The organism is Ruegeria profundi (assembly GCF_020171505.1).
Lineage (GTDB): Bacteria > Pseudomonadota > Alphaproteobacteria > Rhodobacterales > Rhodobacteraceae > Ruegeria > Ruegeria profundi.
On record NZ_JAIUZS010000001.1, the window covers coordinates 454,434 to 479,296 of the forward strand.

Annotated in this window: 22 protein-coding genes; 14 read left to right on the forward strand and 8 right to left on the reverse strand. The window is 57.8% G+C overall.

Annotated features, from left to right (window positions below):
* Positions 1 to 72: 72 nt before the first annotated feature.
* The gene (locus LCM21_RS02125) at positions 73 to 825 is read left to right on the forward strand and encodes a ParA family protein (RefSeq protein ID WP_224889113.1); all 753 of its coding nucleotides are present in this window, start codon (positions 73 to 75) and stop codon (positions 823 to 825) included.
* Between the two features lie 32 nt (positions 826 to 857).
* Here LCM21_RS02125 and LCM21_RS02130 read toward each other — a convergent pair whose 3' ends face one another.
* The 3 genes from LCM21_RS02130 to LCM21_RS02140 are packed head-to-tail and all read right to left on the reverse strand — an operon-like array spanning position 858 to position 4,281.
* Entirely contained in the window at positions 858 to 2,327 is a 1,470-nt protein-coding gene (locus tag LCM21_RS02130) for a carboxypeptidase M32 (protein WP_224889114.1), read from the reverse strand.
* Between the two features lie 4 nt (positions 2,328 to 2,331).
* Positions 2,332 to 3,477 carry a heme A synthase gene (ctaA, locus tag LCM21_RS02135; protein ID WP_224889115.1) on the reverse strand — a complete coding sequence of 382 codons (1,146 nt, stop codon included), beginning with the start codon at positions 3,475 to 3,477 and terminating at the stop codon, positions 2,332 to 2,334.
* 60 nt (positions 3,478 to 3,537) lie between these two features.
* The gene (locus tag LCM21_RS02140; protein WP_224889116.1) at positions 3,538 to 4,281 is read right to left on the reverse strand and encodes an RNA methyltransferase; all 744 of its coding nucleotides are present in this window, start codon (positions 4,279 to 4,281) and stop codon (positions 3,538 to 3,540) included.
* Positions 4,282 to 4,434: 153 nt separating this feature from the next.
* On the opposite strand from LCM21_RS02140, the gene LCM21_RS02145 reads away from it, so the two are divergent.
* From LCM21_RS02145 to LCM21_RS02160, 4 genes are all read left to right on the forward strand, one after another.
* On the forward strand, positions 4,435 to 5,052 hold the full coding sequence (locus LCM21_RS02145; RefSeq protein WP_224889117.1) for a thiamine phosphate synthase: 618 nt from the start codon (positions 4,435 to 4,437) through the stop codon (positions 5,050 to 5,052).
* Between the two features lie 45 nt (positions 5,053 to 5,097).
* A complete protein-coding gene (locus tag LCM21_RS02150) occupies positions 5,098 to 5,991 on the forward strand; it encodes a PfkB family carbohydrate kinase (protein WP_224889118.1) in 894 nt (297 codons plus the stop codon).
* Positions 5,988 to 6,899, forward strand: a complete 912-nt coding sequence (locus LCM21_RS02155; RefSeq protein ID WP_224889119.1) for a pseudouridine-5'-phosphate glycosidase — start codon at positions 5,988 to 5,990, stop codon at positions 6,897 to 6,899. Before LCM21_RS02150 ends, LCM21_RS02155 begins: the two co-directional genes overlap by 4 nt.
* Positions 6,900 to 6,963: 64 nt before the next feature.
* Complete coding sequence (locus LCM21_RS02160) at positions 6,964 to 7,641, forward strand: DUF502 domain-containing protein (protein ID WP_224889120.1); 678 nt, start codon at positions 6,964 to 6,966, stop codon at positions 7,639 to 7,641.
* On the opposite strand, the gene LCM21_RS02165 is transcribed toward LCM21_RS02160, so the two are convergent.
* On the reverse strand, positions 7,642 to 8,667 hold the full coding sequence (locus LCM21_RS02165) for a patatin-like phospholipase family protein (RefSeq protein ID WP_224889121.1): 1,026 nt from the start codon (positions 8,665 to 8,667) through the stop codon (positions 7,642 to 7,644). It lies immediately after the preceding gene.
* A gap of 16 nt (positions 8,668 to 8,683) precedes the next feature.
* Positions 8,684 to 9,457, reverse strand: a complete 774-nt coding sequence (locus tag LCM21_RS02170; protein ID WP_224889122.1) for a 3-hydroxybutyrate dehydrogenase — start codon at positions 9,455 to 9,457, stop codon at positions 8,684 to 8,686.
* A 292-nt stretch (positions 9,458 to 9,749) separates the two neighbouring features.
* Between LCM21_RS02170 and LCM21_RS02175 the strand changes: the two genes are divergently transcribed.
* Both LCM21_RS02175 and LCM21_RS02180 read left to right on the forward strand, forming a co-directional pair.
* The gene (locus LCM21_RS02175; RefSeq protein WP_224889123.1) at positions 9,750 to 11,564 is read left to right on the forward strand and encodes an extracellular solute-binding protein; all 1,815 of its coding nucleotides are present in this window, start codon (positions 9,750 to 9,752) and stop codon (positions 11,562 to 11,564) included.
* A gap of 536 nt (positions 11,565 to 12,100) precedes the next feature.
* Positions 12,101 to 12,334, forward strand: coding sequence for a hypothetical protein (locus tag LCM21_RS02180; RefSeq protein ID WP_224889124.1), 234 nt, complete (start codon positions 12,101 to 12,103; stop codon positions 12,332 to 12,334).
* Here the strand turns inward: LCM21_RS02180 and LCM21_RS02185 are convergent.
* Positions 12,326 to 12,949: a helix-turn-helix domain-containing protein gene (locus LCM21_RS02185; protein WP_068332590.1), complete on the reverse strand. Its 624-nt coding sequence runs from the start codon at positions 12,947 to 12,949 to the stop codon at positions 12,326 to 12,328. The two genes, LCM21_RS02180 and LCM21_RS02185, sit on opposite strands and share 9 nt — an antisense overlap.
* A gap of 64 nt (positions 12,950 to 13,013) precedes the next feature.
* On the opposite strand from LCM21_RS02185, the gene LCM21_RS02190 reads away from it, so the two are divergent.
* The 5 genes from LCM21_RS02190 to LCM21_RS02210 all read left to right on the forward strand — a co-directional run bounded on the left by LCM21_RS02190 (position 13,014) and on the right by LCM21_RS02210 (position 18,863).
* A complete protein-coding gene (locus tag LCM21_RS02190) occupies positions 13,014 to 14,531 on the forward strand; it encodes a class I adenylate-forming enzyme family protein (RefSeq protein WP_224889125.1) in 1,518 nt (505 codons plus the stop codon).
* Positions 14,528 to 15,187 (forward strand): DsbA family oxidoreductase, encoded by a 660-nt coding sequence (locus LCM21_RS02195; protein ID WP_224889126.1) that lies wholly within the window; start codon positions 14,528 to 14,530, stop codon positions 15,185 to 15,187. Before LCM21_RS02190 ends, LCM21_RS02195 begins: the two co-directional genes overlap by 4 nt.
* A 74-nt stretch (positions 15,188 to 15,261) precedes the next feature.
* Positions 15,262 to 16,470: an MFS transporter gene (locus LCM21_RS02200; RefSeq protein WP_224889127.1), complete on the forward strand. Its 1,209-nt coding sequence runs from the start codon at positions 15,262 to 15,264 to the stop codon at positions 16,468 to 16,470.
* 57 nt (positions 16,471 to 16,527) lie between these two features.
* Positions 16,528 to 18,192: a metallophosphoesterase family protein gene (locus LCM21_RS02205; RefSeq protein WP_224889128.1), complete on the forward strand. Its 1,665-nt coding sequence runs from the start codon at positions 16,528 to 16,530 to the stop codon at positions 18,190 to 18,192.
* The gene (locus tag LCM21_RS02210; protein WP_224889129.1) at positions 18,189 to 18,863 is read left to right on the forward strand and encodes an SH3 domain-containing protein; all 675 of its coding nucleotides are present in this window, start codon (positions 18,189 to 18,191) and stop codon (positions 18,861 to 18,863) included. The genes LCM21_RS02205 and LCM21_RS02210 overlap by 4 nt, the downstream gene beginning before the upstream one ends.
* Here the strand turns inward: LCM21_RS02210 and mfd are convergent.
* On the reverse strand, positions 18,860 to 22,315 hold the full coding sequence (gene mfd, locus LCM21_RS02215) for a transcription-repair coupling factor (protein ID WP_224889706.1): 3,456 nt from the start codon (positions 22,313 to 22,315) through the stop codon (positions 18,860 to 18,862). The two genes, LCM21_RS02210 and mfd, sit on opposite strands and share 4 nt — an antisense overlap.
* Positions 22,316 to 22,336: 21 nt before the next feature.
* Positions 22,337 to 22,861, reverse strand: a complete 525-nt coding sequence (locus LCM21_RS02220; RefSeq protein WP_224889130.1) for a component of SufBCD complex — start codon at positions 22,859 to 22,861, stop codon at positions 22,337 to 22,339.
* Positions 22,862 to 22,980: 119 nt separating this feature from the next.
* On the opposite strand from LCM21_RS02220, the gene hemB reads away from it, so the two are divergent.
* Positions 22,981 to 23,979 carry a porphobilinogen synthase gene (hemB, locus tag LCM21_RS02225; RefSeq protein WP_224889131.1) on the forward strand — a complete coding sequence of 333 codons (999 nt, stop codon included), beginning with the start codon at positions 22,981 to 22,983 and terminating at the stop codon, positions 23,977 to 23,979.
* A 141-nt stretch (positions 23,980 to 24,120) separates the two neighbouring features.
* Positions 24,121 to 24,693, forward strand: a complete 573-nt coding sequence (locus LCM21_RS02230) for a lipid-binding SYLF domain-containing protein (protein WP_068331571.1) — start codon at positions 24,121 to 24,123, stop codon at positions 24,691 to 24,693.
* Positions 24,694 to 24,863: the final 170 nt, after the last annotated feature.

Genomic DNA, 24,863 nt, shown 5'->3' on the forward strand with positions numbered 1-24,863 from the left:
ACGTTGCGCACTGAAACTCGCTGTCACATCGGTTTGTGATTATCTGATGGTGTGTGTGAGGTGCGATCCAAAATGAAGGTTATTGCCTGCTATTCCAACAAGGGCGGAGTGGGTAAGACGGCAACTGCAGTCAACCTTGCGTATTCCCTTTCAACGGCAGGTGTACGCACGTTGTTGTGCGACCTCGACCCTCAGGGCGCGTCGGGGTACTACTTTCGCCTTAAACCGTCCAAAAAACTGACCGAAGCACGGTTCTTTGACGATGCCAAACAGGTGCGGAAGGCAATAAGAGAGAGCGACTTCGAAAACCTCGACATCCTGCCTTCAAACCCAAGCTATCGTGAATTCGACATTCTGCTTTCACAGATGCGCGCGGGGCAGTCCCATTTGGGCCGGGCTTTGTCGGGGGTTGAAAAAGACTATGAGGTTGTCGTGCTGGATTGCCCGCCGAACCTGTCGCTTTTGTCCAGCCACATCTTTGAAACGGCCAACGCAGTTGTTGTACCGGTCATCCCCACAACTCTGTCTCAGCGTACGTTAGAGCAGTTGGTAAGAGTGTTCCGAAAAAAGAACCTGCCGACAAAAAAGCTCCACTGCTTCTTTTCGATGGTCCAACGAGCTAAGAACCTGCATCAGGACACGATCGCGGACATGAGAACTGCATATGGCAAACGGTTTCTTACGGCTCAGATTCCGTTTGCGTCCGACGTGGAAAAAATGGGGGTGCACCGCGCCCCGGTTATGGTGACGGCGCGTAGCAGCCCCGCAGCCCGAGCTTATGTATCGCTTTGTGAAGAGTTGATTTCTCGAGTCTTCAAAACCTAGACAGAGCAGTCAGTGCCCGTCTGTTCGACAGCTTACAAACCGTAAAGCGCTCCGAATTTTTCCTCAAGATAACTTAGAAACGGCTCGGGGCCAATGTCCCTGCCGCAAGCGCGCTGAATGGTTTCACGCGGTGAATAAAGCCCGCCGTGGCGTTGCAGATTCTCGCGAAGCCATCCGGTTGCGCCAGACGTATCACCAGCGGCCAGTTGCGCATCCAGATCAGGCACAGCCGCGCGCAGCGCCTGATGCAGGCAACCGGCATAGACATTACCCAGCGCGTAGGTTGGAAAATAACCAAACAGCCCAACTGACCAGTGCACATCCTGCAAACATCCGTTCGAAGGTTTATCGACGGCATAGCCGAAATCCGCCTTGAACCGGTTGTTCCATGCCGCCTCAAGATCATTGACCATTAGATCTCCGGACATCAGGGCGCGCTCAAGATCGAACCGTAGCATGATGTGCAGGTTATACTGCACCTCGTCGGCCTCGGTGCGGATGTAACCGTTGTGAACGCCGTTTGCTGCGGCGTAAAAGTCGTCAGCGTCTGCAATCCCAAAGTTTCCGAACGCTTCGACCATCTGCCCAAACAACCAACCCGTGAACGCCCGCGAGCGGCCAAGTTGGTTTTCGTAAATCCGGCTTTGGCTCTCGTGCACGCCCATCGACACGCCCTGCCCCAACGGCGTGAGCGCATAGGCTGGGTCAATGCCCTGTTCATATGCGGCGTGGCCGACCTCGTGAATGGTCGAGTAGAAACAGTTGAATGGGTCGGTCTCGCTGGTGCGCGTGGTGATCCGCACATCTAGTCCGCTGCCAGAGCTGAAAGGATGTACGGCCTTATCCAAGCGGCCAGTATTCAAGTCATAACCAAATGTCGTTGCCAGTTTCTGCGACAGGCGCATTTGGGTCAGCTCGTCAAATTTCCCCGCCAAAACCTGCGGCGCGGGTTTTTCAAGAACCGCTGCGCGCAGGGCCACCAATCGCGGACGCATCTGGTCGAAAATCTCGGAAATCTGCGCACCGGTTGTATAGGGCTCATAGTCTTCGACCATCGCGTCATAGACGTCGCCACCTTGCGCCAACGCCGCGCCTTCTTCGCGTTTCAGCGCCACAACTTCTGTCAGAACGGGCAAAAACGCACCCACGTCTTCATCCGCGCGTGCCTGCGCCCATGTGCCCTGAGCGGCAGAGGTCACGCGCGCGATTGCTTTTGCCAGATCAGCGGGCACTTTCACCGTCCGCTCATAGGTTCGGCGGATGTCGCGCAATTGGGCGCGGGCGACGTCATCTTGCGGGTCGGCTTGCTCCAGCCATTCAGCAATGCGCGGGTCAGATCGGCGCGCGTGCAAAACAGCCTCGATCGCGGCCATTTCGTCAGCACGTTGAGGGGCCGCACCACGCGGCATCACCGTTTCCTGGTCCCAACCCAGCCGCCCGGCAATCTGCCCCAAGGCCGAGGTTTCACGCTGGAAGGCCATCAACTCATCGTAGGCGCTCATCTTTTTAAACTCCGCGAATTGAGGTCACGATTGGGTATGCGGTCAGGAAACGCGCCCGCAGGATGAGGGTCCAAACAACAACGGCCAGAAACTGGTGGACGATGGCGATCTGCCACGGGGCTGCGTAGACGACTGTCACGATACCAACCACGACCTGAAGGGACAGCGCGGCAAACGCGGCATTGAAAGCAAAACGCGTTTGCGGGTGCGCGCTGCTGCTGCCGCGCCGCCAGACGATGATGCCGAAGATCAAAAGAAGGTAACCCGCGCAACGATGAATGAACTGCACCAGACCAGGACTTTCAAAGAAGTTGCGCCACATCGGCTCAAGCATCGTGGCGTCAGGAGGCAGAATCTGACCGCCGATAAGGGGCCAATCGGTGTAAGACCGCCCGGCATCTATACCAGCGACCATCGCACCGATGAGAATCTGCAAAAAGGTGAAATGCAGCAGTCCGGTGGACAGCGAGAACAGTTTGGCCTCCTTCGCGCGTCTGGCCTGCATCAGATCGCGTTCGTCGCGCCCGAGTTCAAAGATGTACCACGCAAGAAACCCGAGGATCACAAAGGCCAGCCCCAGGTGGGTCGCAAGCCGATAGCTGGCAACGGCAGTCATCCCCTCGCCCTGCGTCACGCCCGAGGCAACCATCCACCAGCCAACCGCGCCTTGAATCCCCCCAAGAGCTCCGGGGATCAGCAGCTTGCCGGTCCAACCCGTGGGGATTTTGCGCGCAATCAGGAACCCAAAGAACCCAAGCGCCCAAACCAGACCAATGACGCGGCCCAGTTGGCGATGACCCCATTCCCACCAGTAGATGAATTTGAAATCATCCAGCTCCATCCACTGGTTCTGGATGCGCCATTGGTCGATCTGTTTGTATTTGTCGAATTCAGATTGCCAATCCGCCTCATTCATCGGCGGAACAGCCCCCGTGATCGGACGCCATTCAGTGATCGACAGCCCGCTATCGGTCAGGCGGGTCAGCCCGCCCACCGCGATCATCACCACAACCAGCGCGAACAGGATCATCAGCCACGCGCGGATCGCTTTGCGTGCTCCTCCGCGCCCCCGGTCAAGCATACCCGGTTGAACGGCCTGTTGTTTTTCTGTGTCTGAGACGTCTTCGAAGATGCTGCGCTTACCGCTCATGCTGTCCTCATGTCCTGGATTTCGTCGCAAGCTAGGGCCATCAAGGGCGAAGGTCCAGCCTCAGCCCCTGTCCTTCCAGCGGACCATCTGACGCATGATCCCGTGCAGCATCTGCACATCCGCGCGTGTCATCCGCATCCGCGACCATAGATTGCGCAGGTTGGTCTTCATGCCTTCGGCTTTTTCGGGCGGGTAGAAAAAGCCCGCCTCGTCCAGCCGATCCTCATAGTGTTCGACCAGCTTTTCAACCTCGATCCCGGTCGCCCAATCGCCTTTACCCAGATCGGTGGCCTCATGCACCACATCCCCGGTTTGACGCATCCACTCATAGGCCGTCAGCAACACGCATTGGGCAAGGTTAAGCGACGCGTATTCCGGGTTTACCGGCACCGAGATTATGGCGTTTGCCTTGGCGATATCCTCATTCTCTAGCCCTGCACGTTCTGGCCCGAACAGAACCGAGACCTTTTCCCCGGCAGCCACTTTCTGGGCCGCGATCTGCATTGCGCGTTCGGGGCTGTAGACCGGTTTGGTCAATCCGCGTTGCCGGGCCGTGGTGGCAAAAACAAAAGTGCTGTCCGTCAGCGCCCCTGCAAGATCATCAAACAACTGTGCCTCGTCCAACAACCGGCCAGCGCCGCTGGACATCGCTACGGCCTTTGGGTTCGGCCATCCGTCCCGCGGGCCAACGATCCGCATCCGGTCGAGCCCAAAATTCCACATTGCCCGCGCGGCTGCACCGATGTTTTCCCCCATCTGAGGGCGCACGAGCACAAAGGAAGGCTGAGATTGATCGCTGGGCATGGCTGTCTCCGAAAACTTGGCCTGCTGTAATCGGCGCGCTGGCGCAGGGCAAGTCATCCGGGCCGCCAATTGCGCCATATACCGGCATAAAAGTTTGCTTCCCCGGCGCAATCCGCTAAACCGCGCCAAAGACTGAAAGCGAAGGACGCGCCAATGGACACCCCCGAGCAGCCGCAGATTTACCTGATCACTCCACCAACCATCAAGCTGAGCACCTTCCCAGACCGACTGGCCAGCGTGCTGGACGGGGCCGAGATCGCCTGCATCCGGCTGGCACTGGCCGGCGGGGACGAAGACGCCATCGCCCGGGCCGCCGATGCCTGCCGCGAGGTCGCGCATGCCCGTGATGTGGCGCTTGTGATCTCGAACCATGTTCTGCTGGCGCAGAGGTTGGGTCTGGACGGGGTGCACCTGGACGATGCCGCACGCTCGGTCCGGGCCGCACGCAAGGAACTGGGTTCAGACGCCATCGTCGGCAGCTTTTGCGGAGCCTCAAGCCATGACGGCATGACGGCTGGTGAGGCCGGTGCCGACTATGTTGCGTTCGGCCCGGTTGGCGCTTCGGCACTTGGTGACGGCACCAACGCCGAGCTGGACCTGTTTCAATGGTGGTCCGAAATGATCGAAGTCCCCGTTGTCGCCGAAGGCGGCTTGACCCCCGAACTTATCCGCGAGCTTGCCCCTTGCACCGATTTTTTCGGCATCGGCGATGAGATCTGGTCACAGGATGACCCGCTTGCCGCACTGAAAACCCTCACCAACGCGATGTAAGCGTTAACTCTTGCGCCCATTCAAGGGCTGCGGCATGAGATCGACATGACTCAGAACAGTGAAATCCTGTGCATCGGCTCGGTCCTCTGGGACGTGATCGGGCGGTCTGCCAGCGCGATGCGGCAAGGCTCGGACGTGCCGGGACGGATCACGCGCCTGCCCGGTGGTGTGGCCATGAATATTGCCATGACGCTGGTCCGGTTCGGAATGACCCCAACCCTGCTGACAGCCATTGGCCGTGACCCCGAGGGCGACGAACTGGTCAACGCCTGCGCCCGATTGGGCATGGTGACGGATCACGTTTACCGGTCGCAGGATTTGCCGACCGACCGCTATATGGCTGTCGAGGGCGCAAACGGGTTAATCGCCGCAATTGCCGACGCGCATTCGTTGGAAGCCGCCGGAGCCAAGATATTGAGCCCGCTGATGGATGGGTCGCTTGGTCGAACCAACGAACCTTTCCAAGGCCTTATCGCCCTCGACGGCAACCTAACGTTAACCTTGCTGGAAGAAATCGCGCAGAGCCCCGCCTTTAAACAAGCTGATCTGCGCGTTGCCCCGGCCTCACCCGGTAAGGCGGAAAGACTGCTCCCCTTCCTTCAACACTCTCGCGCGACGTTATACGTCAACCTGGAAGAGGCCGGTATCCTGTGCCAGCGCGAATTCACCGATTCTGAAAGCGCGGCCAAAGGGTTGTTGGACCGTGGCGCGCTGAGGGTTCTGGTCACGGATGGCGGCAACTCGGCCACTGTCGGCAGTGCTGATGAACTTCTGACCCAAACTCCCCCGTCTGTTCTGGTCACGCGCGTGACCGGCGCAGGAGATACTTTCATGGCGGCGCATATCGCATCCGAGGCTGAAGGCGCCACAAGCAATGAGGCGCTGAACCGAGCCCTACACGCCGCCGCAACTTATGTTTCCGGAGAAACCCCACTGTGATCGACATCCAATATTCCGCCGCGGTCCGCGCCGCAAAAGACGCGGGGCAACCCATCGTTGCGCTTGAAAGCACCATCATCACACATGGAATGCCCTACCCGCAGAACATCGAAGTGGCGGCGCAGGTTGAGCAAGACATCCGTGACGCCGGTGCCGTGCCAGCCACGATCGCCGTACTCAAAGGCAAGCTTCATGTCGGCTTGGAAGCGGATGAGTTGAAATCACTCGGTCAGGCACAAGGTGTCGCCAAGATATCCCGTGCGGACATGGCCGCCTGTATTGCGACCGGCGGAACAGGTGCGACCACCGTCGCTGCGACGATGATCGCGGCACACTATGCTGGGATCGAAGTTTTCGGCACAGGTGGTATCGGAGGCGTGCACCAGGGGGCCGAAACAACGTTCGACATCTCGGCAGACCTTCACGAACTGGCTCAAACCCCGGTCACGGTCGTCGCGGCGGGTGCCAAAGCAATCCTCGACCTAGCTAAGACGCTTGAGGTTTTGGAAACGCTGGGCGTTCCTGTCATCGCTCATGGTCAGGACGAATTCCCAGCCTTTTGGTCTGCCAAATCGCCGTACGCGGCACCGTTGCGAATGGACAACGCAGATGACATCGCCAGGGCCCACGCCACGCGGCGCGCGCTTGGTCTGCCGGGCGGCCAACTGGTCGCAAACCCGATCCCGGACGCCGACCAAATTCCGGCCGAAGAACTGGCCCCGATCATTGCCTCGGCCCAAGCTGATGCCGACGCACACCGGATCACAGGAAAAGGCGTCACGCCCTACTTGCTGCAACGGATTTATGAACGGACCGAGGGCCGTTCGCTGACGGCGAACATCGCATTGGTGCGCAATAATGCCCGGCTTGCAGCCAGAATCGCAATTGCCCTGACGAAAACTGCCTGAATTCTTTCTATTGTACCAAGACCCCGGACTGCTTAATTAAATCGGCAAACCACTCAGGATCGCAATGAACACTCCGTTTGACGAAGAACCCCATCGCCGCCCGGGCCTGTTTGCCCGGTTGCGCGCGTCCTTTCTGACGGGCATCGTCGTCATTGCCCCTGTATGGCTGACGGTTTGGTTGATCTGGTCTGTGGTAGGCTGGATCGACAGCGCGGTTCTGCCGCTGATCCCGCAGCAATTCCAACCCGAGCAGTATGTGGGCATAAACCTGCGTGGCGTCGGCGTTATCATCTTTCTGGTCTTCACCGTTCTGGTTGGCTGGATTGCAAAGGGTATTTTGGGCCGGTCCTTTATCTCGTTCACCGAAAGCTTGGTGGACCGGATGCCGGTCGTCCGTTCAATCTATTCCGGGATCAAGCAGATCTCGGAAACGGTTTTTGCGCAAACAGAGCGGTCGTTTGAAAAAGCTTGTCTCGTGCAATATCCGCGTCGCGGTATCTGGGCTATTGGCTTTGTCTCGACCAGCGCGAAAGGTGAGGTTTCGAAACGCGCAGAAACCGGTGGTGAACTACTGAGCGTGTTCATCCCAACCACGCCGAACCCAACCTCGGGGTTCCTTTTGTTTTTTCCGGTCGAAGACGTCATTCTGCTGGATATGACCATCGAGGACGCGGCAAAACTGGTGATTTCGGCGGGGCTGGTCTATCCCAACGGAAAAGAACCGAAGCAACCTCCTGAGTAATCAGCCGAACATCTCGGGCAGATTAACGGTGCTGGCTTCACCCAGCTTTGACTTGTGGTCGCTAATAAACCGATGCGTCGCCGCGCGCCCGGCCTCTTTCAGCTTGTGCAGAACCACCGGGTTTGGAACGGTTTTTGTGGCCACTGACAGTGAATTCATCAATGCATCATCGGCGATCATATGGACCAGAACGCGGCTCATCTCACCCGCATTCAACTTGCCCTCAGCCAACAACCGCTGAACAAAACTGATCGCGCGCAACTCACGAAACAAGGATGAGTTAAAGCTGATCTCGTTGATGCGGTTCTGGATCTTCTGAGGCGTTTTTGGCACCTCATCCCGTTCCAGCGGGTTGATATTAACGATCACCACATCATTTGGTAGATCATTGTTAAACAAAGGATAAAGCGCAGGATTCCCGGTGTAACCACCATCCCAATAGGCCTCTTTCCGGCCGGATTTCGGATCGTAGATTTCGACTGCCTGAAACAGGTTCGGCAAGCAGGCCGAGGCCAGAATTGCATCTGTCGAGACTTCATCACCCGTGAACACCCGGATTTTACCGCTGCGCACGCAGGTGGCGCAGACAAACAGGCGCGGGCCTTGATCAGCACAGATTTCTGCAAAGTTGAACTGATCCACCACCGGTTCCAGCGGATTGCGGTAGAACGGACCATAGGCGTAGGGCGACACAATCCGAGACCATGCGTCGCCCACCGAAAACGGCAGGGAATACTCCATCGCATGCGCGATTTGGGCAGGTTCAATCGCTTGCATCCAATTGGCAAGGCGCATATCGCCCACTGCGCCCATGCGCTCCCAAAGCTGATTCAGATTGTCGCGCGCTCCGTCGCGCCCATTCCGAACCATGCCGGACTTGAAAGCCGCACCGTTCAACGCCCCGGCCGAGGTTCCGGTGATCGCCGCAACCTCGATATCTTCTTCGTCCAATAAACGGTCCAGAACACCCCAGGTGAACGCACCATGCGCGCCCCCGCCCTGCAATGCCAAATTTATCCGTTTCATGGCGCGATCCTCTGACTTACAAAGCCGTCCAACCGCCATCGACCGAGATCGTTGTCCCCGTTATCTGTGCCGCCGCGTCCGAACACAAGAAAACCGTTGTCCCGCCCATTTGCTCAACCGTTGCAAAGGCCTTCGATGGCTGCCGTTCAAGCATCACGTTCTTTATGACATCCTCGCGGCTCATATTGTATTCCTTCATCGTATCTGGAATCTGCGCCTCGACCAGCGGCGTCAGTACATAGCCCGGGCAAATCGCGTTGCAGGTGATCGGTTCCTGAGCTGTCTCCAACGCCACGGTTTTGGTCATGCCCACCACGCCGTGCTTGGCCGCCACATAAGCCGCTTTGAACGGTGACGCCGTCAACCCGTGCGCCGACGCGATATTCACGATCCGTCCCCAGCCCGCCTTGCGCATCATCGGCAGCGCAGCCGCCATCGTGTGAAAGGCCGAGTTCATGTTGATCGCAATAATCGCGTCCCATTTTTCGACCGGGAACTGATCAATCGGGGCAACATGCTGAATGCCCGCGTTATTCACAAGAATGTCGCAAGCGCCCGCCTTTTCGATCAGCGCGCGACATTCATCGCCATTGGACATATCGGCTTTGATGTATCTCGCCTTGGTTCCGGTTTCTTGCGAAATCTCGGCAGCCAGCGCGTGATCTTCATCCCGGTCGGTGAACGAATTCAGCACCACGTTGGCTCCGGCCTTTGCCAATTCGCGCGCGACACCCAGACCGATACCCGAATTCGACCCTGTGACTATCGCTGTTTTACCCGACAAGCTCATAAGCTCTCTCCCTCAGATTTCGCGTTGGGCGCACATTGCCATGCTGCACCTGCAAAGAAAACTGGGAAACATCCGGGTGCTGCTTCTGGCGTGGAAAATGCCAAAAAAAACGCCCGCGCAAGGCGGGCGTTAAGTTATTGAGGCAGGTTTCATACAGGCAAGAAACCTATCGAGCAGTGCGTTCTTTATACGCAATTCCTTGCATTCATCCAAGCTAAAAGTTTGAAAATAAGAAAAATCATCGATACGGTGAAAGCCAACAAAATAAGGCCAGAGCAGGATTGTTTCCAAAATGAGCCCCAATTTTCTAAGCCCTGTTCGCCCTTTGATTGCGGGAATCACCTTCGTTTTTGCCGCCACGTGCGCTCATGCAGAATCGGCTCATGGCATAGCTATGTACGGGGACCCTGCCCTACCACCGGATTTTGTGTCTCTGCCCTACGTAAACCCGGATGCACCGAAGGGCGGTAAGGTCGTTTTCGGCAACACCGGCGGCTATAACAGTTTGAACCCGTTTGTGCAAAAAGGCACCTCGCCCTGGCAATTGCGATTTTGGACCCACGAGAGCCTTATGGGCCGATCCTGGGACGAACCTTTCACTCTTTACGGGTTGTTAGCCGAATCAGTTGAGACTGCGCCCGACAGGTCCTGGGTCGAATTTACCCTGCGTGAAAACGCCCGGTTCTCGGATGGCAGTCCAGTGACCGTGGATGATGTCATCTGGTCGTATGAGGTATTGGGTACAGAAGGACACCTGCGGTATCGCGGACTCTGGGGCAAGATCGACAAGATTGAACAAACAGGCCCTCGCGCGGTGCGCATCACGTTCAATGAACCTGATCGCGAACTTGCGCTGATTGCTGGACTGCGCCCCATCCTGCAAAAAGCGCAGTGGGAGGGGAAAGATTTCGCCAACGCGTCTTTGCACGACATTCCCATCGGTTCGGGTCCGTATGTGGTTGATGGGTATGAGGCTGGTCGTTACGTGACGCTGCACCGCAACCCGGAATACTGGGGTGCAGATGTCCCGTTTCGCCGCGGCACCATGAACCTTGATGAGATGCGCATCGAGTTCTACGGCGACGGCACGGTTCTGTTTGAGGCTTTTAAAGCAGGCGAACTGACAGCGGTACGTGAGTTTAACGCCGACAAATGGCAAACTCAGTACAACTTTCCGGCCGTGCAACGTGGCGATATCGTCAAAACCGAGATCCCGCATGGTAAACCTTCGGGCATGACCGGCTTCGTCATGAACACGCGCAAGGCTCCGTTTGATGACTGGCGTGTGCGTGAGGCCATGTTGCTGGCCTTTAACTTCGAATTTATCAACGACACGATTACAGGTGGCGTGCAGCCCCGGATCACATCGTATTTCTCAGGGTCCGATCTGGGTATGCAACCCGGTCCAGCAACGGGTCGTGTGGCCGAGTTGTTGGAACCCTATGCCGGCGACCTACCCCCCGGCGCGATCGAAGGCTATGCCCTGCCCGTTAGCGATGGGTCTGCCCGCAACCGAACCAATATCCGCGAAGCAAACAAACTGCTGTCCGAGGCAGGCTGGACCATTCAGGATGGCGTGCTGCGCAACGAGGCCGGTCAAGACTTTACCATCAGCGTATTGCTGCAACAGGGCGACACCGAAAGTCAGACGGCTATCGAAATCTACACGCGCGCGCTTGAGCGTCTGGGCATCACCATCAGTGTCGAGCAGGTGGACAGCGCGCAATTCGCAGGTCGGACTGCCGAACTGGACTTTGACATGACGTTCTTTCGACGGGCGCTTTCGCTGTCTCCGGGTAACGAACAGCGGCTGTATTGGGGGAGACAGGATGCCGACACGCAGGGTACCCGAAATCTGATGGGTGTTGCCTCGCCTGCGGTGGACGGGCTGATCGACACGATGTTGGCGTCAGAAACCCATGAAGATTTCGTGGCCGCAACCCGCGCTTTGGATCGGGTTCTGACAGCAGGTCGCTATGTCATACCCATCTGGAACTTCGATATCGGCCGCATCGCCCATGTGAAGGAACTGAAGCAGCCTCAGACCTTGCCAATCTATGGCGATGGCCCTGAATATATGCCGCAGGTCTGGTGGTACGAAGACTAGCTGAACACCCGTGAAGCTGTGCTGGACGGTGTCGTCTCATTTCTTGGGATGGGTCCGCACATCTGTGGGTTTAGTGACGCTAGTTTGCGACGTAGACCCTTCGCACTTTTCGGCGGATTTCAGCACACGCACACTAACATGCCATATTTAGCGCATTGAGATAGGGGTCCCGCCAGAATTTGTTTGTCTACCTAATTCCAGCTTAATTCCAAAAAACGGCCACAAGGGGCTTTACGGATCGCACTTCTTGGCTGTAACCTATTGGTATTTCAATGTGTTGTTAGACTAAATTATCCTGATTATTTCGTGAGATAACTAGCTTTCGACACGTGGCACTTTGATTTTACGGACCGGCCCCCACTCACTCCAAAATCAGGTCCGTAGGCCCGTTGCGTGTCGTGCGCGACGGGCCTATTTGATTTGGGGCTAGCGATCATTGGGTGCGACATTTTGTCATCCACGCGGAACCCTGCCCTCTTCGTAACGTGATCAAAGGGCTGGGCAGCCGTGAAACCTTAACAACGGAAAGCACACAGATGTTAAGCTGGACTGACCTTACTCAAGACTGGGACGCAATGTATTCACGCGCCAAAAGACGTTTCCCGAACCTGCGCGATCAGGATAAATCACAGCTGTGCAAAGACCGAAAAGGGTTCGAAGCGTACTTGGCCGAGCGCCACCACCTGACCGTGAACGAGGCGCACGAAGAGCTTGAGGATTTTCTGTTTACCGAAGGCCTGAACCGCGAGTGCACTCGATCTTTAGGCTAGTGACGTCACCCACAGGATTGTTGCGTCCTCGTCGCTGACCGAAATCACGTTGTGACCCATGCTGCCATCATAATAGGCACTGTCTCCCCGACGCATTTCAACTGGTTCATAGAACTCGGTGTACAGTTTCACGACGCCGGTCAGCACGAAAAGGAACTCTTCTCCGTCGTGGCGCACCCAGCCGTCAAACTCGTCCATTGAGCGGGCACGGACGCGGGCGCGATAAGGCAGCATCTGCTTTTTCGTCAGTGTCTCAGCCAGCAGTTCATGCTCGTAGGTTACGGTTGGGTGCGCTGCACCCTGTCCCATACGCGTTACGGCCATGCGTCCGATTACTTGGTCGCGCTGAGGGGGCGTAAAAAGTTGCGGCACCGAAATCTCTAATCCGGTCGCCAGCTTTTTCAGCGCGTCATAAGTCGGCGACATCTGCCCGTTTTCGATCTTGCTGAGCGTAGATCGCGCAAGCCCCGCCTGCGAGGCCGCTTGTTCCAGCGTCCAGTTCCGCGCCTTGCGCAACTGGCGCACGCGTGCGCCAAGATCAAGCGGCTCAGGATCGCTATGCTCGCCCGAGTCACGGGCAATACGGATAAGGGATGGCTGATCATTTGTGCTCATGCGCAACTCTATAGGCGCAGCCTGCGCTGCTTGCAACGCGGCAAGCGGCGCGATAGCCAGTGTCATGCTTTCCGTTTTCGACCAACGGCCACCCCAGGCCTGCCCCACACCGTTTAATCTGGCCGCGCATGTGCTGCAAAAAGCGGATAGCCGGCCAGAGAAGGTCGCCCTTTCCGTTCTGCGCAGCACTGGTACCGAGGACTGGACCTACAGCGCGCTGAAAGCGGCAATCCTAGGTACAGCCTCCGGGCTGCTGAACGCTGGGCTTAAACCCAGTGACATCGTTTTGATGCGGTTGGGAAACACAGTGGATTTTCCCATTGCCTATCTCGGTGCGATTGCGGTCGGGATCGTGCCAGTCCCCACATCGTCACAGCTGACCGAGCCGGAAACGGAACGCATGATCGCAGACCTGAACCCCGCCGCCATTCTGCGCGACCCAGACGTCGCCTGTGCGGCGCATCCTTCGCAGATCACGTTGGCCGCGCTGTCAGACATGCGCACCCTGCCCCCCGCTGAGTTTCAGTTCGGCGACCCGAACCGGCTGGCTTATGTCGTTTATACCTCTGGAACCTCTGGCAAGCCGCGCGCCGTGGCCCACGCGCATCGCGCCATCTGGGCGCGGCAGATGATGGTGGATGGCTGGTACGGGCTGCGGGATACGGATCGATTGTGCCATGCCGGGGCGTTCAACTGGACCTACACTCTCGGCACCGGTCTGATGGACCCATGGACCATTGGCGCAACGGCGCTGATCCCGGAACCGGGCACCGACCCTGACGACTTGCCCACCTTGCTGCGCGAACATCGGGCAACGATTTTTGCGGCTGCTCCCGGTGTCTTTCGCAAGTTGCTCAAGACCTCGCAGACCCTGCCTCTGCCAGACTTGCGCCACGGTCTTTGTGCAGGAGAGAAGCTGTCGCGGCATCTGCATGCGCAGTGGGCCGACGCGACCGGAACAGAATTGTACGAAGCGTACGGCATGTCCGAATGCTCGACCTTCATCTCGTCCAGCCCTGCCCACCCTGCGCGGGGTGACGCGTTGGGTCAACCGCAGCCGGGACGCCGCGTGGCAATATTAGGACCGGATGGACCCGTTCCGCAGGGGCAGGAAGGCACCATCGCCATTCACCGCTCGGACCCCGGCCTGATGCTGACCTATCTGAATGCACCCGACGAGGCTGAGGCCCGAATGCAGGGCGACTGGTTCCTGACCGGCGATCAAGGTGCTATGGCCATTGACGGGCAAATCACGTATCTGGGCCGCGACGACGATATGATGAACGCGGGCGGTTATCGCGTCTCACCGGTCGAGGTTGAGGCCGCACTGTCCAAATACCCCGGCATCACGCAAGTCGGCGCTGCGGCGGTTGAGGTCAAGCAGGACACATTTGTGATAGCTGCTTTCTACACAGGCCCGGCAAAGCTGGACGATGCCGACCTGCATGCCTATGTCGAGGCAAACCTGGCGCGGTATAAGCAACCCCGCGCTTTTATTCACATGCCCGAACTGCCCACTGGCGGTAACGGCAAACTCCTGCGCCGGGCACTTCCGGCCTACTTCAAGGCAAACACACCATGACCCAGACCGTAAAACTCGACATCATGTCCGACCCGATCTGTCCGTGGTGCTATATCGGCAAGACACATCTGGATAAGGCGTTAGCCGCGATCCCTGACCACCCGTTCGTGATCGAATGGCATCCGTTTCAACTCAACCCCGACATGCCGGACGAAGGTATGGACCGGCGCGAATATCTTGAGCGCAAGTTTGGCGGCAAAGAAGGTGCCGTCCGCGCCTATGCGCCGGTTGTTGAACATGCTGCAAAAGCTGGTCTCAGCATAGACTTCGAAGGCATGAAGCGCACGCCCAACACACTGGACGCCCATCGCCTGATCCACTGGGCCGGGATTGAGGGAAAGCAGAGCGCGGTCGTTGACGCTCTGTTCGACGCGTATTTCGTGCAGGCACGAGACATAAGCGACCACGAAGTGTTGGCCGATATTGCCGACGGTGTCGGGATGGACGCGGCCGTTGTGTTGAAGCTGCTGGACTCGAGCGCTGACCGCGACGATATTCGCGCCCGCGATACCCATTCGCGCCAGATGGGGGTCAACTCGGTTCCAACCTTCATCGTGGCCAGCCAGCACGCCGTGCCGGGCGCGCAACCTCCAGAGATGTGGGAAAAAGTGATTGGTGAGATCATGTCGCAGCTTGAGGAGCCCTCTGCAAATTAGCACAGAGGCCTGCGCATTTTGATCCTAGCACCACCTGACCTGTCGTGATAGCGCGGTCAGGTCAGGAGGACGCCATGACAGGTCGGATGTCTACGGGTGAATTCATCGCACTGATCGCAATGATGTTTGCGACCATTGCGTTTTCGATCGACTCCATGCTGCCCGCACTTCCTGAAATCGGAGCGCAACTGAGCCCCGATGACGTCAACCGGGCACAGTTGATCTTGACCTCTTTCGTACTGGGCATGGGGATCGGGACGTTCTTCGTCGGACCCTTGTCCGACGCTTTTGGGCGCAAACCAGTGATCTTTGTCGGCTCGGCCTTGTATATCGTTTCGGCGGCGGTGGCTTGGGCGAGTTCCTCGTTGGAATTGCTGTTGGTTGCACGGGTTGCGCAGGGTATCGGCTGCGCCGCACCGCGTGTGGTATCAATGGCCGTCATCCGCGACCTTTATGCAGGCCGGGAAATGGCGCGGATTGTATCAATTGCCATGATGATCTTTACGCTCGTCCCAGCAGTCGCGCCGATGCTGGGGGCTGGAATGATCGCTATTGCCGGATGGCGCGGGATCTTTACCTCATTCATCCTGTTCTCGGTCGTCACCGTCCTTTGGATGGGCCTACGCCTGCCCGAGTCCCTGAAGCAACAGGACCGCCGGCCGCTGCGATTATCCCTGATGGCCTCGGCAGCGCGCGAGATGTTCAACCATCCCACAGTCCGGGTGTCCATCTTCGTGCAGACGCTTTGCCTTGGCATGTTGTTTACCATGTTGACCATGGTGCAGCCGGTCTATGACGTGATCCACGACAGCGCGGACAGCTTCCCCTTCTGGTTCGGTTTCGTGGCTTTGATGGCAGGATCAGCAAGCCTGCTGAACGCAGCGCTGGTTATCCGGGTGGGTATGCGGCGGCTGGTGACATGGGCTTTGGGTGCGCAGATTTTCGTGACAAGTAGCGTTATCGTTCTGAATATGATGCCACTTTCGGCCAACTTGTCCTTTGCCGTTTTTGTCTTCTGGCAGACCTCGATTTTTTTCACGGCAGGTATGACAATGGGCAACCTGAACGCCATCGCGATGGAGCCCATGGGTCATATCGCAGGAATGGCCGCGTCAGTCATCGGTGCGTTCTCAACCGTTCTGGCCGCTGCCATTGCCGCCCCGATCGGACTGCTATTCGACGGGTCCCTAACCCCGCTGACCACCGGAATTTTGGTTATGAGCGCCACCGGTTTCGGGCTTATGCTGCACATGGGCCGGATCGAAAACAGGCTGCTCGTCTGACCTGTGCAGCTTCGGTAAAACTCGCTAGGCTGTCATCGACCTGAGGGGAGGTGATGAATGAGCGACTATTACGACCTAGGGACATATTCCTGTCCGATCAGCACATCTGTACCCGAGGCGCAGCTTTGGTTTGATCGCGGGCTGATCTGGACGTACGGCTACAATCACGACGAAGCTGTTGTTTGCTTTCAGCGAGCGGCTGAATTCGATCCAAACTGCGCCATGGCCTTTTGGGGAATAGCCTACGCTGCAGGACCGAATTACAATCTGCCATGGGATCTGCAGGATGAGCGTGGTCAACAAAAGGCGCTGGCACAGGCCTATGATGCGACTCAGCAGGCGCTTTCCAAAATGGAGGCCTGCACGCCGTTAGAACAGGCACTGATCCGCGCTTTGCCATCCCGCTACCCGCAGCGCGAACCGTTGCCGGACATGCACGGCTGGAACCACGATTTCGCCGACGCGATGCGCGCCGCTTTTGCAGATCATCCCGATCATCTGGACCTGCGCACGATTTATGTCGAGGCTCTGTTGAACCTCACTCCTTGGCAGATGTGGAATCTGAGTTCGGGCAAACCCGCCGAGGGCGCAGCGACGCTTGAGGCTCAGAAGGCGCTGGAAGATGCGATGGCCAACGACCCCGACGCAATGTCCCATCCGGGGCTTCTGCACCTCTACGTTCACTTGATGGAAATGTCGCCAACCCCGGAGAAAGCACTTAAGGCCGGGGATGTGCTGCGTACGCTGGTTCCTGACGCAGGCCATCTGGTGCATATGCCGACTCATATCGACGTCCTGTGTGGCCACTACCACGATGTTGTTTACTGGAACGAAAAAGCCACCGAGGCTGACTTGAAGTATTACGAGCGTGAAGGTGCGTTCAATATCTACACGGGCTATCGGCAGCACAACTATCACTTCGCCATTTACGGCGCGCTGTTTCTGGGTCAGTTGGAACCGGCCCTACGTGCCAATCAAGATATGTGGGATACCACGCCCGAGGATTTGCTTCGCATCGAAAGCCCGCCCATGGCAGATTACTTCGAAAGCTACATGTCCATGGGTCCACATATCCTGATCCGCTTTGGCCTGTGGGAGGAGGCGAAAGCCCTGAACCTTCCTGACGACCCTGACCTTTACCGCACTCTGACCGCAACGATCCACTATGCCCGCGCAATCGCATTTGCGGCCACGGGCGATGTAACGAAGGCAGAGGCCGAGGAACAACTGTTCATGTCAGCCAAAGCCTGCGTGCCAGAAACGCGATTGCTGCATAATAACCGCGTTATTGATCTTCTTGAAATCGCGCGGGAAATGCTGCGCGGAGAGATTGAGTATCGCAAGGGCAACTTCGATATCGCCTTCGCCCATCTGCGCCGATCAGTCGAATTGGACGACATGCTTCCTTATGATGAGCCTTGGGGTTGGATGCAGCCCACCCGTCACGCTCTTGGGGCACTGCTGTTCGAACAGGGCCGCGTGGCCGAGGCTGAAGCCGTCTATCGCGAAGATCTCGGATTGGGCGGCAGGCTTAGCCGTGCCTCAATCCACCCCGACAATGTCTGGAGCCTGAAGGGTTTGCACGACTGTCTGAAGGCACGCCAAGAAGACACTGAAATTACGCAGATCAAACAGAGGCTTGATCTGGCGCTGGCACGTGCAGACCGCGCTGTTGGGGCTTCGTGTTTTTGCGCTCAGGCCGCTATGAGGGCCGCGGAATGAGATACACGCTGTTGTTGCTGGCCGTGCTCTGCGGTCCAGCCTTTGCCGACCGCCAGACCTTTCCCCCTGCGGATCAGGCCAACCGCGATCCGTCTCTGGTGGCCTTTCGTGACGCCCTGCTGTCCTATGTTTCCGCAAGAGATGTCGACGCCGTCGTTGCGACCGCCTGTCCCGATATCTATCTTAGCCACGGCGGTAGTGGCGGCCCCGAAGAGCTGCGCGCCAATCTTACGCTCGAACCTGAAACCCTGTCGGAAGAGGATCAAGGCAAGGCTGATGAGTTGCGCGCGCAGTACTGGGCCGATCTGGAATACACCCTAACGCAGCCCGGCTATTTCGACGAGGAAGGTGAATTCTGGATGCCGCATCAATGGCAGATCACCTTGCCCGCGTCGCTAGATCCTCAGCTGGCCTTTTTCGTCACCGGCACTGATGTCGCCCTGCGCCAGGGACCGGACCGCGCCGCACTTACCTTGGGATTGATAAGTCATGAGGTCGTCATCGTCCGCGATTTTCAGAGCGATACCGAGTATCAGCGCGTTCTGCTGACCGACGGCGCACAGGGTTATATGCACCGGGACTATCTTTGGCCCATGACAGGCTATCGCGCCGCGTTTTCAAAATCAGACGCAGGCGACTGGCAGCTTTGCACCTTTGTCAGCGGCGACTAGGCCTTGGCCTTTTTCTTTTCGGCCACGACTTTTTCAGCCAAGTCACGGGCGATTGCGAACGCACCCTTGATCTTGTCGCTGTCCTTTTTCCAGTCACGCCGGACAATGATCTTGTTGTCTTTGACCTTGGCCAGGCCGCGTTGATCCTGGATGAATTCCACCAAGCCCTCGGGCGAGGCAAACTTGTCATTATGAAACTGAATCGTTGCGCCCTTTGGCCCGCCGTCCAGTTTGGCGATACCGGCCCGTTTGCACATGGCCTTGATGCGCACCACAAGCATAAGAGTGTTCACCTCTTTCGGAAGTTTACCGAACCGGTCGATCAGCTCTGCCGCGAACCCCTCAAGTTCAACTTTGGTCGAAAGTGACGAGAGGCGGCGGTAGAGGCCCAAACGCACATCCAGATCGGGCACGTAGTCCTCGGGTATCAGAACAGGTACGCCCAAATTGATCTGCGGCGCCCACTGATCTTCGGTCTCTGTCAAACCCTCCATCTCACCGGCTTTGATCTTGGCAATCGCCTCCTCCAGCATCGACTGATAGAGTTCATAGCCAACGTCGCGCATCTGGCCCGACTGCTCCTCACCCAGCAAGTTACCCGCACCGCGAATATCGAGGTCTTGACTGGCCAGCGTGAACCCGGCCCCCAGCGTGTCCAAGGAGCCAAGAACCCGCAGGCGTTTCTCGGCTGTGGCCGTCAGCTTCTGGCGCGGTTTTGTGGTCAGATAGGCATAGGCGCGGGCTTTTGACCGCCCAACACGGCCGCGAATTTGATAAAGCTGCGCTAGGCCGAACATATCCGCCCGATGCACGACCATCGTGTTCGCTGTTGGAATGTCCAGGCCGCTTTCCACAATCGTTGTGGCCAGCAGCACGTCATACTTGCCGTCGTAGAAAGCGTTCATCCGGTCATCAAGTTCGCCAGCCGCCATCTGGCCATGCGCTACAACATAGGTGAGTTCCGGTAGTTGTTCCTTTAGAAACTCTTCGATCTCAGGCAGGTCCGAGATGCGCGGGACAACATAAAAACTCTGCCCGCCGCGATAATGTTCACGCAGCAGCGCCTCACGGATCGTGACGGCGTCGAACTCGCTGACATAGGTGCGGATCGCCAGCCTGTCGATGGGCGGCGTACCGATAATAGACAGATCGCGCACGCCCGTCAGCGACAGTTGCAGCGTGCGCGGAATCGGCGTTGCGGTCAGGGTCAGCACGTGAATGTCAGACCGAAGCTGTTTCAAGCGCTCTTTATGGCCAACCCCAAAATGCTGTTCTTCGTCAATGATCAACAGGCCAAGATTGTTGAACCGAATACCCTTGGCCAACAGCGCATGGGTACCGATCACGATATCCACAGTTCCACGCGCCAGCCCATCGCGCGTTTGCTGCGCCTCTTTCGAGGATACAAACCGCGACAACTGACGAACCTCAAGAGGGAAGCCGCGAAAGCGTTCCTTGAACGACGCCGCATGTTGACGCGCCAGCAAGGTGGTCGGAGCAATTACGGCAACCTGTACCCCGGACATCGCCGCGACAAACGCCGCGCGCATGGCGACTTCGGTTTTTCCAAAGCCGACATCACCGCAAATCAGGCGGTCCATCGGCGCGCCTGAATGCATATCCTCCATCACTTCCGCGATCGCGCGCAACTGATCTTCGGTTTCCTGATACGGAAAGCGTGCGCTGAACTCCTCCCACGCGTGGGGCGGCGGGTCCATGACCGGAGCTTTACGCAGCGCGCGCTCAGCCGCGATCCGGATCAACTTGTCCGCCATCTCACGGATACGCTCTTTCAGCTTCGCCTTCTTGGCCTGCCACGCGCCGCCACCCAAGCGGTCCAGCAGACCTTCGTCATGGCCGTATTTCGACAGCAGTTCGATATTCTCAACCGGCAGGTAAAGCTTGGATTGTTCGGCATATTCCAACAACAAGCATTCGTGCGCAGCACCTGCGGCGGTAATAACCTCCATCCCCATGTAGCGCCCGATCCCGTGATCAACATGCACCACAAGATCACCGGGGCTGAGGGATTGGGTTTCGGTCAGGAAATTCTCAGCCTTGCGGCGTTTTTTGGGCTGTCGGATCAGGCGATCCCCCAGAACGTCCTGTTCTGCAATCACTGTCAGATTGGGGGTCTCAAAACCGCTCTCCAAGGCCCAGACCGCCAGATGCAGCCCGCGTTTGCCTACGCGCGTGCCATCGGCGACAGGGATGGCCTCGGTCAGGCCTTCGTCTTCGATCAGTCCGGTCAGGCGTTCGCGCGCACCTTCTGAGTATGATGCCAGCAGAACCGGACCTTTGGCCAGCTTATCGGAGATATGACTGGCAAGCGCACCAAACAGGCTGACGCTTTCTTGTTGTCGTTCTGGTGCAAAGTTGCGGCCAATCCGCCCACCCGCGTCAATCACGCCCGGCCCGCCGGCCTGTGGCAACGGACTGAACTGCATCACACGCCGATCTCCCACTGCCCGTTCCCACGCAGCGTCGTCCAGATAAAGCAATCCGGGCGGCGTCGGTTTGTAAACCGTGTCCATACGGGACCGATTTTCCAACGCCAGCCGTCTGGTTTCGTATTGATCCTCAATCGACTCCCACCGGGCCAGTCGTGCAGGCGTAACCTGATCATCCAACGAGACCGTGGCATCGGGCAAATAGTCGAACAAAGTCTCCAGTTTTTCGTGGAAAAACGGCAACCAGTGCTCGATGCCCTGATGTTTTCTGCCCGCGCTGACCGCCTCATACAGCGGATCGTCCGTACCAGCCGCGCCGAACTCGATGCGGTAATTCTGGCGAAATCGCGTGATGGCGGCGTCATCCAAAATGACCTCGGATACCGGGGCCAGTTCCACGACTTCCAGCTTTTCGGTTGTGCGTTGAGACACCGGATCAAAACGCCGTGCACCGTCGAGAACGTCGCCGAACAAGTCCAATCGGACCGGACCGGATTCGCCCGGAGGGAAAATGTCGATGATCCCGCCCCGTACCGCGTAGTCACCGGGTTCCATGACCGTAGGACTTTGAGTGAACCCCATGCGAACCAGAAAGTCTCGCAGCGCGGCTTCGTCAACACGGTGATTAACACGCGCCGTAAACGCGGCTTCTCTTAATACGTCCCGCGCGGGCACGCGTTGAGTTGCGGCATTCAGCGTGGTCAGCAGAACGAACCGGTCGGGCATCTGGTGCACCAACGCAGCCAGCGTCGCAACACGCGCCGCAGCAATATCGGCGTTGGGCGACACCCGGTCATAGGGCAAGCAATCCCATCCGGGGAAAACAAAAACCGGCATGTCAGGTGCGAAAAAGGCAAGGGCTGCACGCATCGCCTCCATCCGTTTGTCGTCCCGTGCGACATGGCAGACGGGCTGCCCCGAACGCTTGATCTCGTTCAGGACAAGCTGCGCGTCAAACCCCTCGGGGGCGCCGCCGACACTTACGTGGTTCGGAGCCGTCATCATCTTGCCTTTCCGAATTTCCTAGCCCAGCACACCGATCGAGAAGTTCTGGTACATGCCCCAAAGCGATGTGATCAAGATCGAAATCATACCGATGATCTGCGTGTAGATCCGGCAGCGGGTTAAAACCTTGCTCACGAACTCCAGCGTTTTTTCGCCCGCGCGCAGCTTGCGCGCTGCCCGGATGTGGAGAAGCACCACAAAACAGACCGGAAAAAGCAGAAGAAACACTGCCTGAGCAAATTCTACGCCGTAGTAGAACCCCAGCGTGCCCAGCCCGGTAAATACGAAACAGACCAACCCCAACAGGGCCAGCCCTGACACGTCAACGATATAGAGAACCCGATTACCATTGATACGCACGATATCAAGAAGGTCCTGTTCCGTCTGTCCTCTGACCCTTCGGGCGCGCACCAAAAGGTCATGCGGCACGCCCATCGTCCAATGGCTGACCGACGACCACAACACCGCCAGCGCGATCCAGTACCACAGATTCGAAAAGCTGCGCATGTCGATGATTTCGAAAAGCGTAGAGGATATGTCCAAGCGTCAGCCCTTTATTCCACGTCCTGAGGGGCTAATTCGCACCGGCGCGTTCATCCTTACCCTTGAGACCACACGGAATTCATGCCACCCAATGCGGGATTATTCAAGGAGAGCGCGACATGAAACCTACCATCGCCCCCTACCCCCTGACCCGTTTCCGCAGGGCGCGCCAATCTGCGGCGGTGCGCGGGCTGGTCCGGGAGAACACGCTGACCACGGACGATTTGATTTGGCCCGTTTTCGTGCGTGACGGTGAGGGCGTGGAAGAAGCCGTGCCCTCAATGCCTGGCGTGGTACGTAGATCCGTGGACCTGATCGCCAAGGCCGCGGTTGAGGCGCAAGCGCTGGGAATTCCGGCGATCTGCATCTTTCCCTACACGGATACCAGCCTGAAAACCGAAGACTGCGCAGAGGCGTGGAACCCCGACAATCTGTCCAATCGCGCCATCCGCGCCATCAAGGCTGCAGCCCCAGATATTGCAGTCATGACGGACGTCGCGCTGGACCCGTACAACATCAATGGTCACGATGGCTATGTCATCGATGGCGAAATTGTGAACGACGAGACGGTCTCGGCCCTGGTCAAAATGACACTGGCACAGGCCGACGCCGGGGCTGACATCATTGGTCCGTCCGACATGATGGACGGCCGAATTGGAGAGATGCGAAAGGCGTTGGAATCGGTCGGACATCAGAACGTAATGATCCTCAGCTACGCCGCCAAGTATGCGAGTGCCTTTTACGGTCCTTTCCGCGATGCGGTCGGTGCTTCGGGCGCGCTGACGGGTGACAAGAAAACCTACCAGATGGACCCGGGAAACTCGAACGAGGCCTTGCGCCTGATCGAACGCGACCTGACCGAAGGCGCCGATATGGTGATGATCAAGCCCGGCATGCCCTATCTGGATATCTGTCGCCGTGTGAAAGACACCTTTGGCGCGCCAACTTATGCGTATCAGGTGTCGGGCGAATATGCGATGATCCAAGCAGCCGCCAAGAACGGCTGGATCGACGGAGAAAAGGTCATGCTCGAAAGTCTCTTGGCCTTCAAGCGTGCTGGATGCGACGGCATCCTGACCTATTTCGCACCTCAGGTCGCGCGTATCCTGCAAGGCTAAAACCCCAAATTCCCGCAAGTTTTCGCCGATTGTGATCTGTCAGTACTCAGCTTTCCCGTGACACGCAGCCGCAATCGGCGTAGTCTTGCACACAAGATCGGGTACACCCGACATATCAGGCAGCTATACAGAGAAAACATTATGAGCAGTTCCAACGCATCCCGACTAAGCCGTCGCGGCTTTGCTTTCGGCATGGCCGGCCTTACCCTTACAGCCGCTTGCGGAAATGGCGTGGGCAACTCGAACGCGGTCAAGATTGACGCCCGTGTCGATGCCACGCTAACCGAAATGTACGCGCGCTATCCCAACACGGTTGAAATCGCCAACAAATCCAATGGCATGTTGGTCATGCCGCTGATTACCGACGCCGGGTTCATATTCGGCGGTGCCTATGGCCAGGGCGCGCTGCGCATCAATGGCGCAACGGTAGATTATTACTCGGCCGTTTCAGGCAGCGCAGGTTTACAGATCGGCGCGCAGCAGTATGCCCATGTCCTTTTCTTCATGACGCAGGACGCGCTGGACGACTTCCGCCGCTCCAGCGGTTGGACCGCCGGGGCTGACATCGGCTACGTCGTCGATGCGACCGGCGACACGCTTTCAACCGACACCACGACCTTGCGATCACCCGTCTTGGCCGCCGTATTTGGTCAGGCCGGTCTGAAATTCGGTGCAACGGTCGAAGGCACAAAATACACGCGGATCATTCCGTAACTTCGGGCTGCCACTCCCCCGATCCTGGCCCCCGCCATCAGCTCCAGGCTGTGGCGGGGTTTTTCATTTTTGCGTACCGAAACGGGAATATTCGCGGGTTGCCCCTCTTTCGGTTGGAACCCCCATACACTAGTCTTGCCGCAACAAGAATTGGATCAGGATTGTAGGCC

Bases quoted from the DNA above. Each gene is read 5' to 3' on its own strand.
- LCM21_RS02165 (WP_224889121.1), bottom strand. From the start codon at position 8,667: ATGAAACGGATAAATTTGGCATTGCAGGGCGGGGGCGCGCATGGTGCG.
- LCM21_RS02195 (WP_224889126.1), top strand. From the start codon at position 14,528: ATGACCCAGACCGTAAAACTCGACATCATGTCCGACCCGATCTGTCCG.
- LCM21_RS02170 (WP_224889122.1), bottom strand. From the start codon at position 9,457: ATGAGCTTGTCGGGTAAAACAGCGATAGTCACAGGGTCGAATTCGGGT.
- LCM21_RS02130 (WP_224889114.1), bottom strand. From the start codon at position 2,327: ATGAGCGCCTACGATGAGTTGATGGCCTTCCAGCGTGAAACCTCGGCC.
- LCM21_RS02140 (WP_224889116.1), bottom strand. From the start codon at position 4,281: ATGCCCAGCGATCAATCTCAGCCTTCCTTTGTGCTCGTGCGCCCTCAG.
- hemB (WP_224889131.1), top strand. From the start codon at position 22,981: ATGAAACCTACCATCGCCCCCTACCCCCTGACCCGTTTCCGCAGGGCG.
- LCM21_RS02205 (WP_224889128.1), top strand. From the start codon at position 16,528: ATGAGCGACTATTACGACCTAGGGACATATTCCTGTCCGATCAGCACA.
- LCM21_RS02190 (WP_224889125.1), top strand. From the start codon at position 13,014: ATGCTTTCCGTTTTCGACCAACGGCCACCCCAGGCCTGCCCCACACCG.
- LCM21_RS02175 (WP_224889123.1), top strand. From the start codon at position 9,750: ATGAGCCCCAATTTTCTAAGCCCTGTTCGCCCTTTGATTGCGGGAATC.
- LCM21_RS02210 (WP_224889129.1), top strand. From the start codon at position 18,189: ATGAGATACACGCTGTTGTTGCTGGCCGTGCTCTGCGGTCCAGCCTTT.
- LCM21_RS02160 (WP_224889120.1), top strand. From the start codon at position 6,964: ATGAACACTCCGTTTGACGAAGAACCCCATCGCCGCCCGGGCCTGTTT.
- LCM21_RS02185 (WP_068332590.1), bottom strand. From the start codon at position 12,949: ATGAGCACAAATGATCAGCCATCCCTTATCCGTATTGCCCGTGACTCG.
- LCM21_RS02125 (WP_224889113.1), top strand. From the start codon at position 73: ATGAAGGTTATTGCCTGCTATTCCAACAAGGGCGGAGTGGGTAAGACG.
- ctaA (WP_224889115.1), bottom strand. From the start codon at position 3,477: ATGAGCGGTAAGCGCAGCATCTTCGAAGACGTCTCAGACACAGAAAAA.
- mfd (WP_224889706.1), bottom strand. From the start codon at position 22,315: ATGACGGCTCCGAACCACGTAAGTGTCGGCGGCGCCCCCGAGGGGTTT.
- LCM21_RS02230 (WP_068331571.1), top strand. From the start codon at position 24,121: ATGAGCAGTTCCAACGCATCCCGACTAAGCCGTCGCGGCTTTGCTTTC.
- LCM21_RS02200 (WP_224889127.1), top strand. From the start codon at position 15,262: ATGACAGGTCGGATGTCTACGGGTGAATTCATCGCACTGATCGCAATG.
- LCM21_RS02145 (WP_224889117.1), top strand. From the start codon at position 4,435: ATGGACACCCCCGAGCAGCCGCAGATTTACCTGATCACTCCACCAACC.
- LCM21_RS02150 (WP_224889118.1), top strand. From the start codon at position 5,098: ATGACTCAGAACAGTGAAATCCTGTGCATCGGCTCGGTCCTCTGGGAC.
- LCM21_RS02180 (WP_224889124.1), top strand. From the start codon at position 12,101: ATGTTAAGCTGGACTGACCTTACTCAAGACTGGGACGCAATGTATTCA.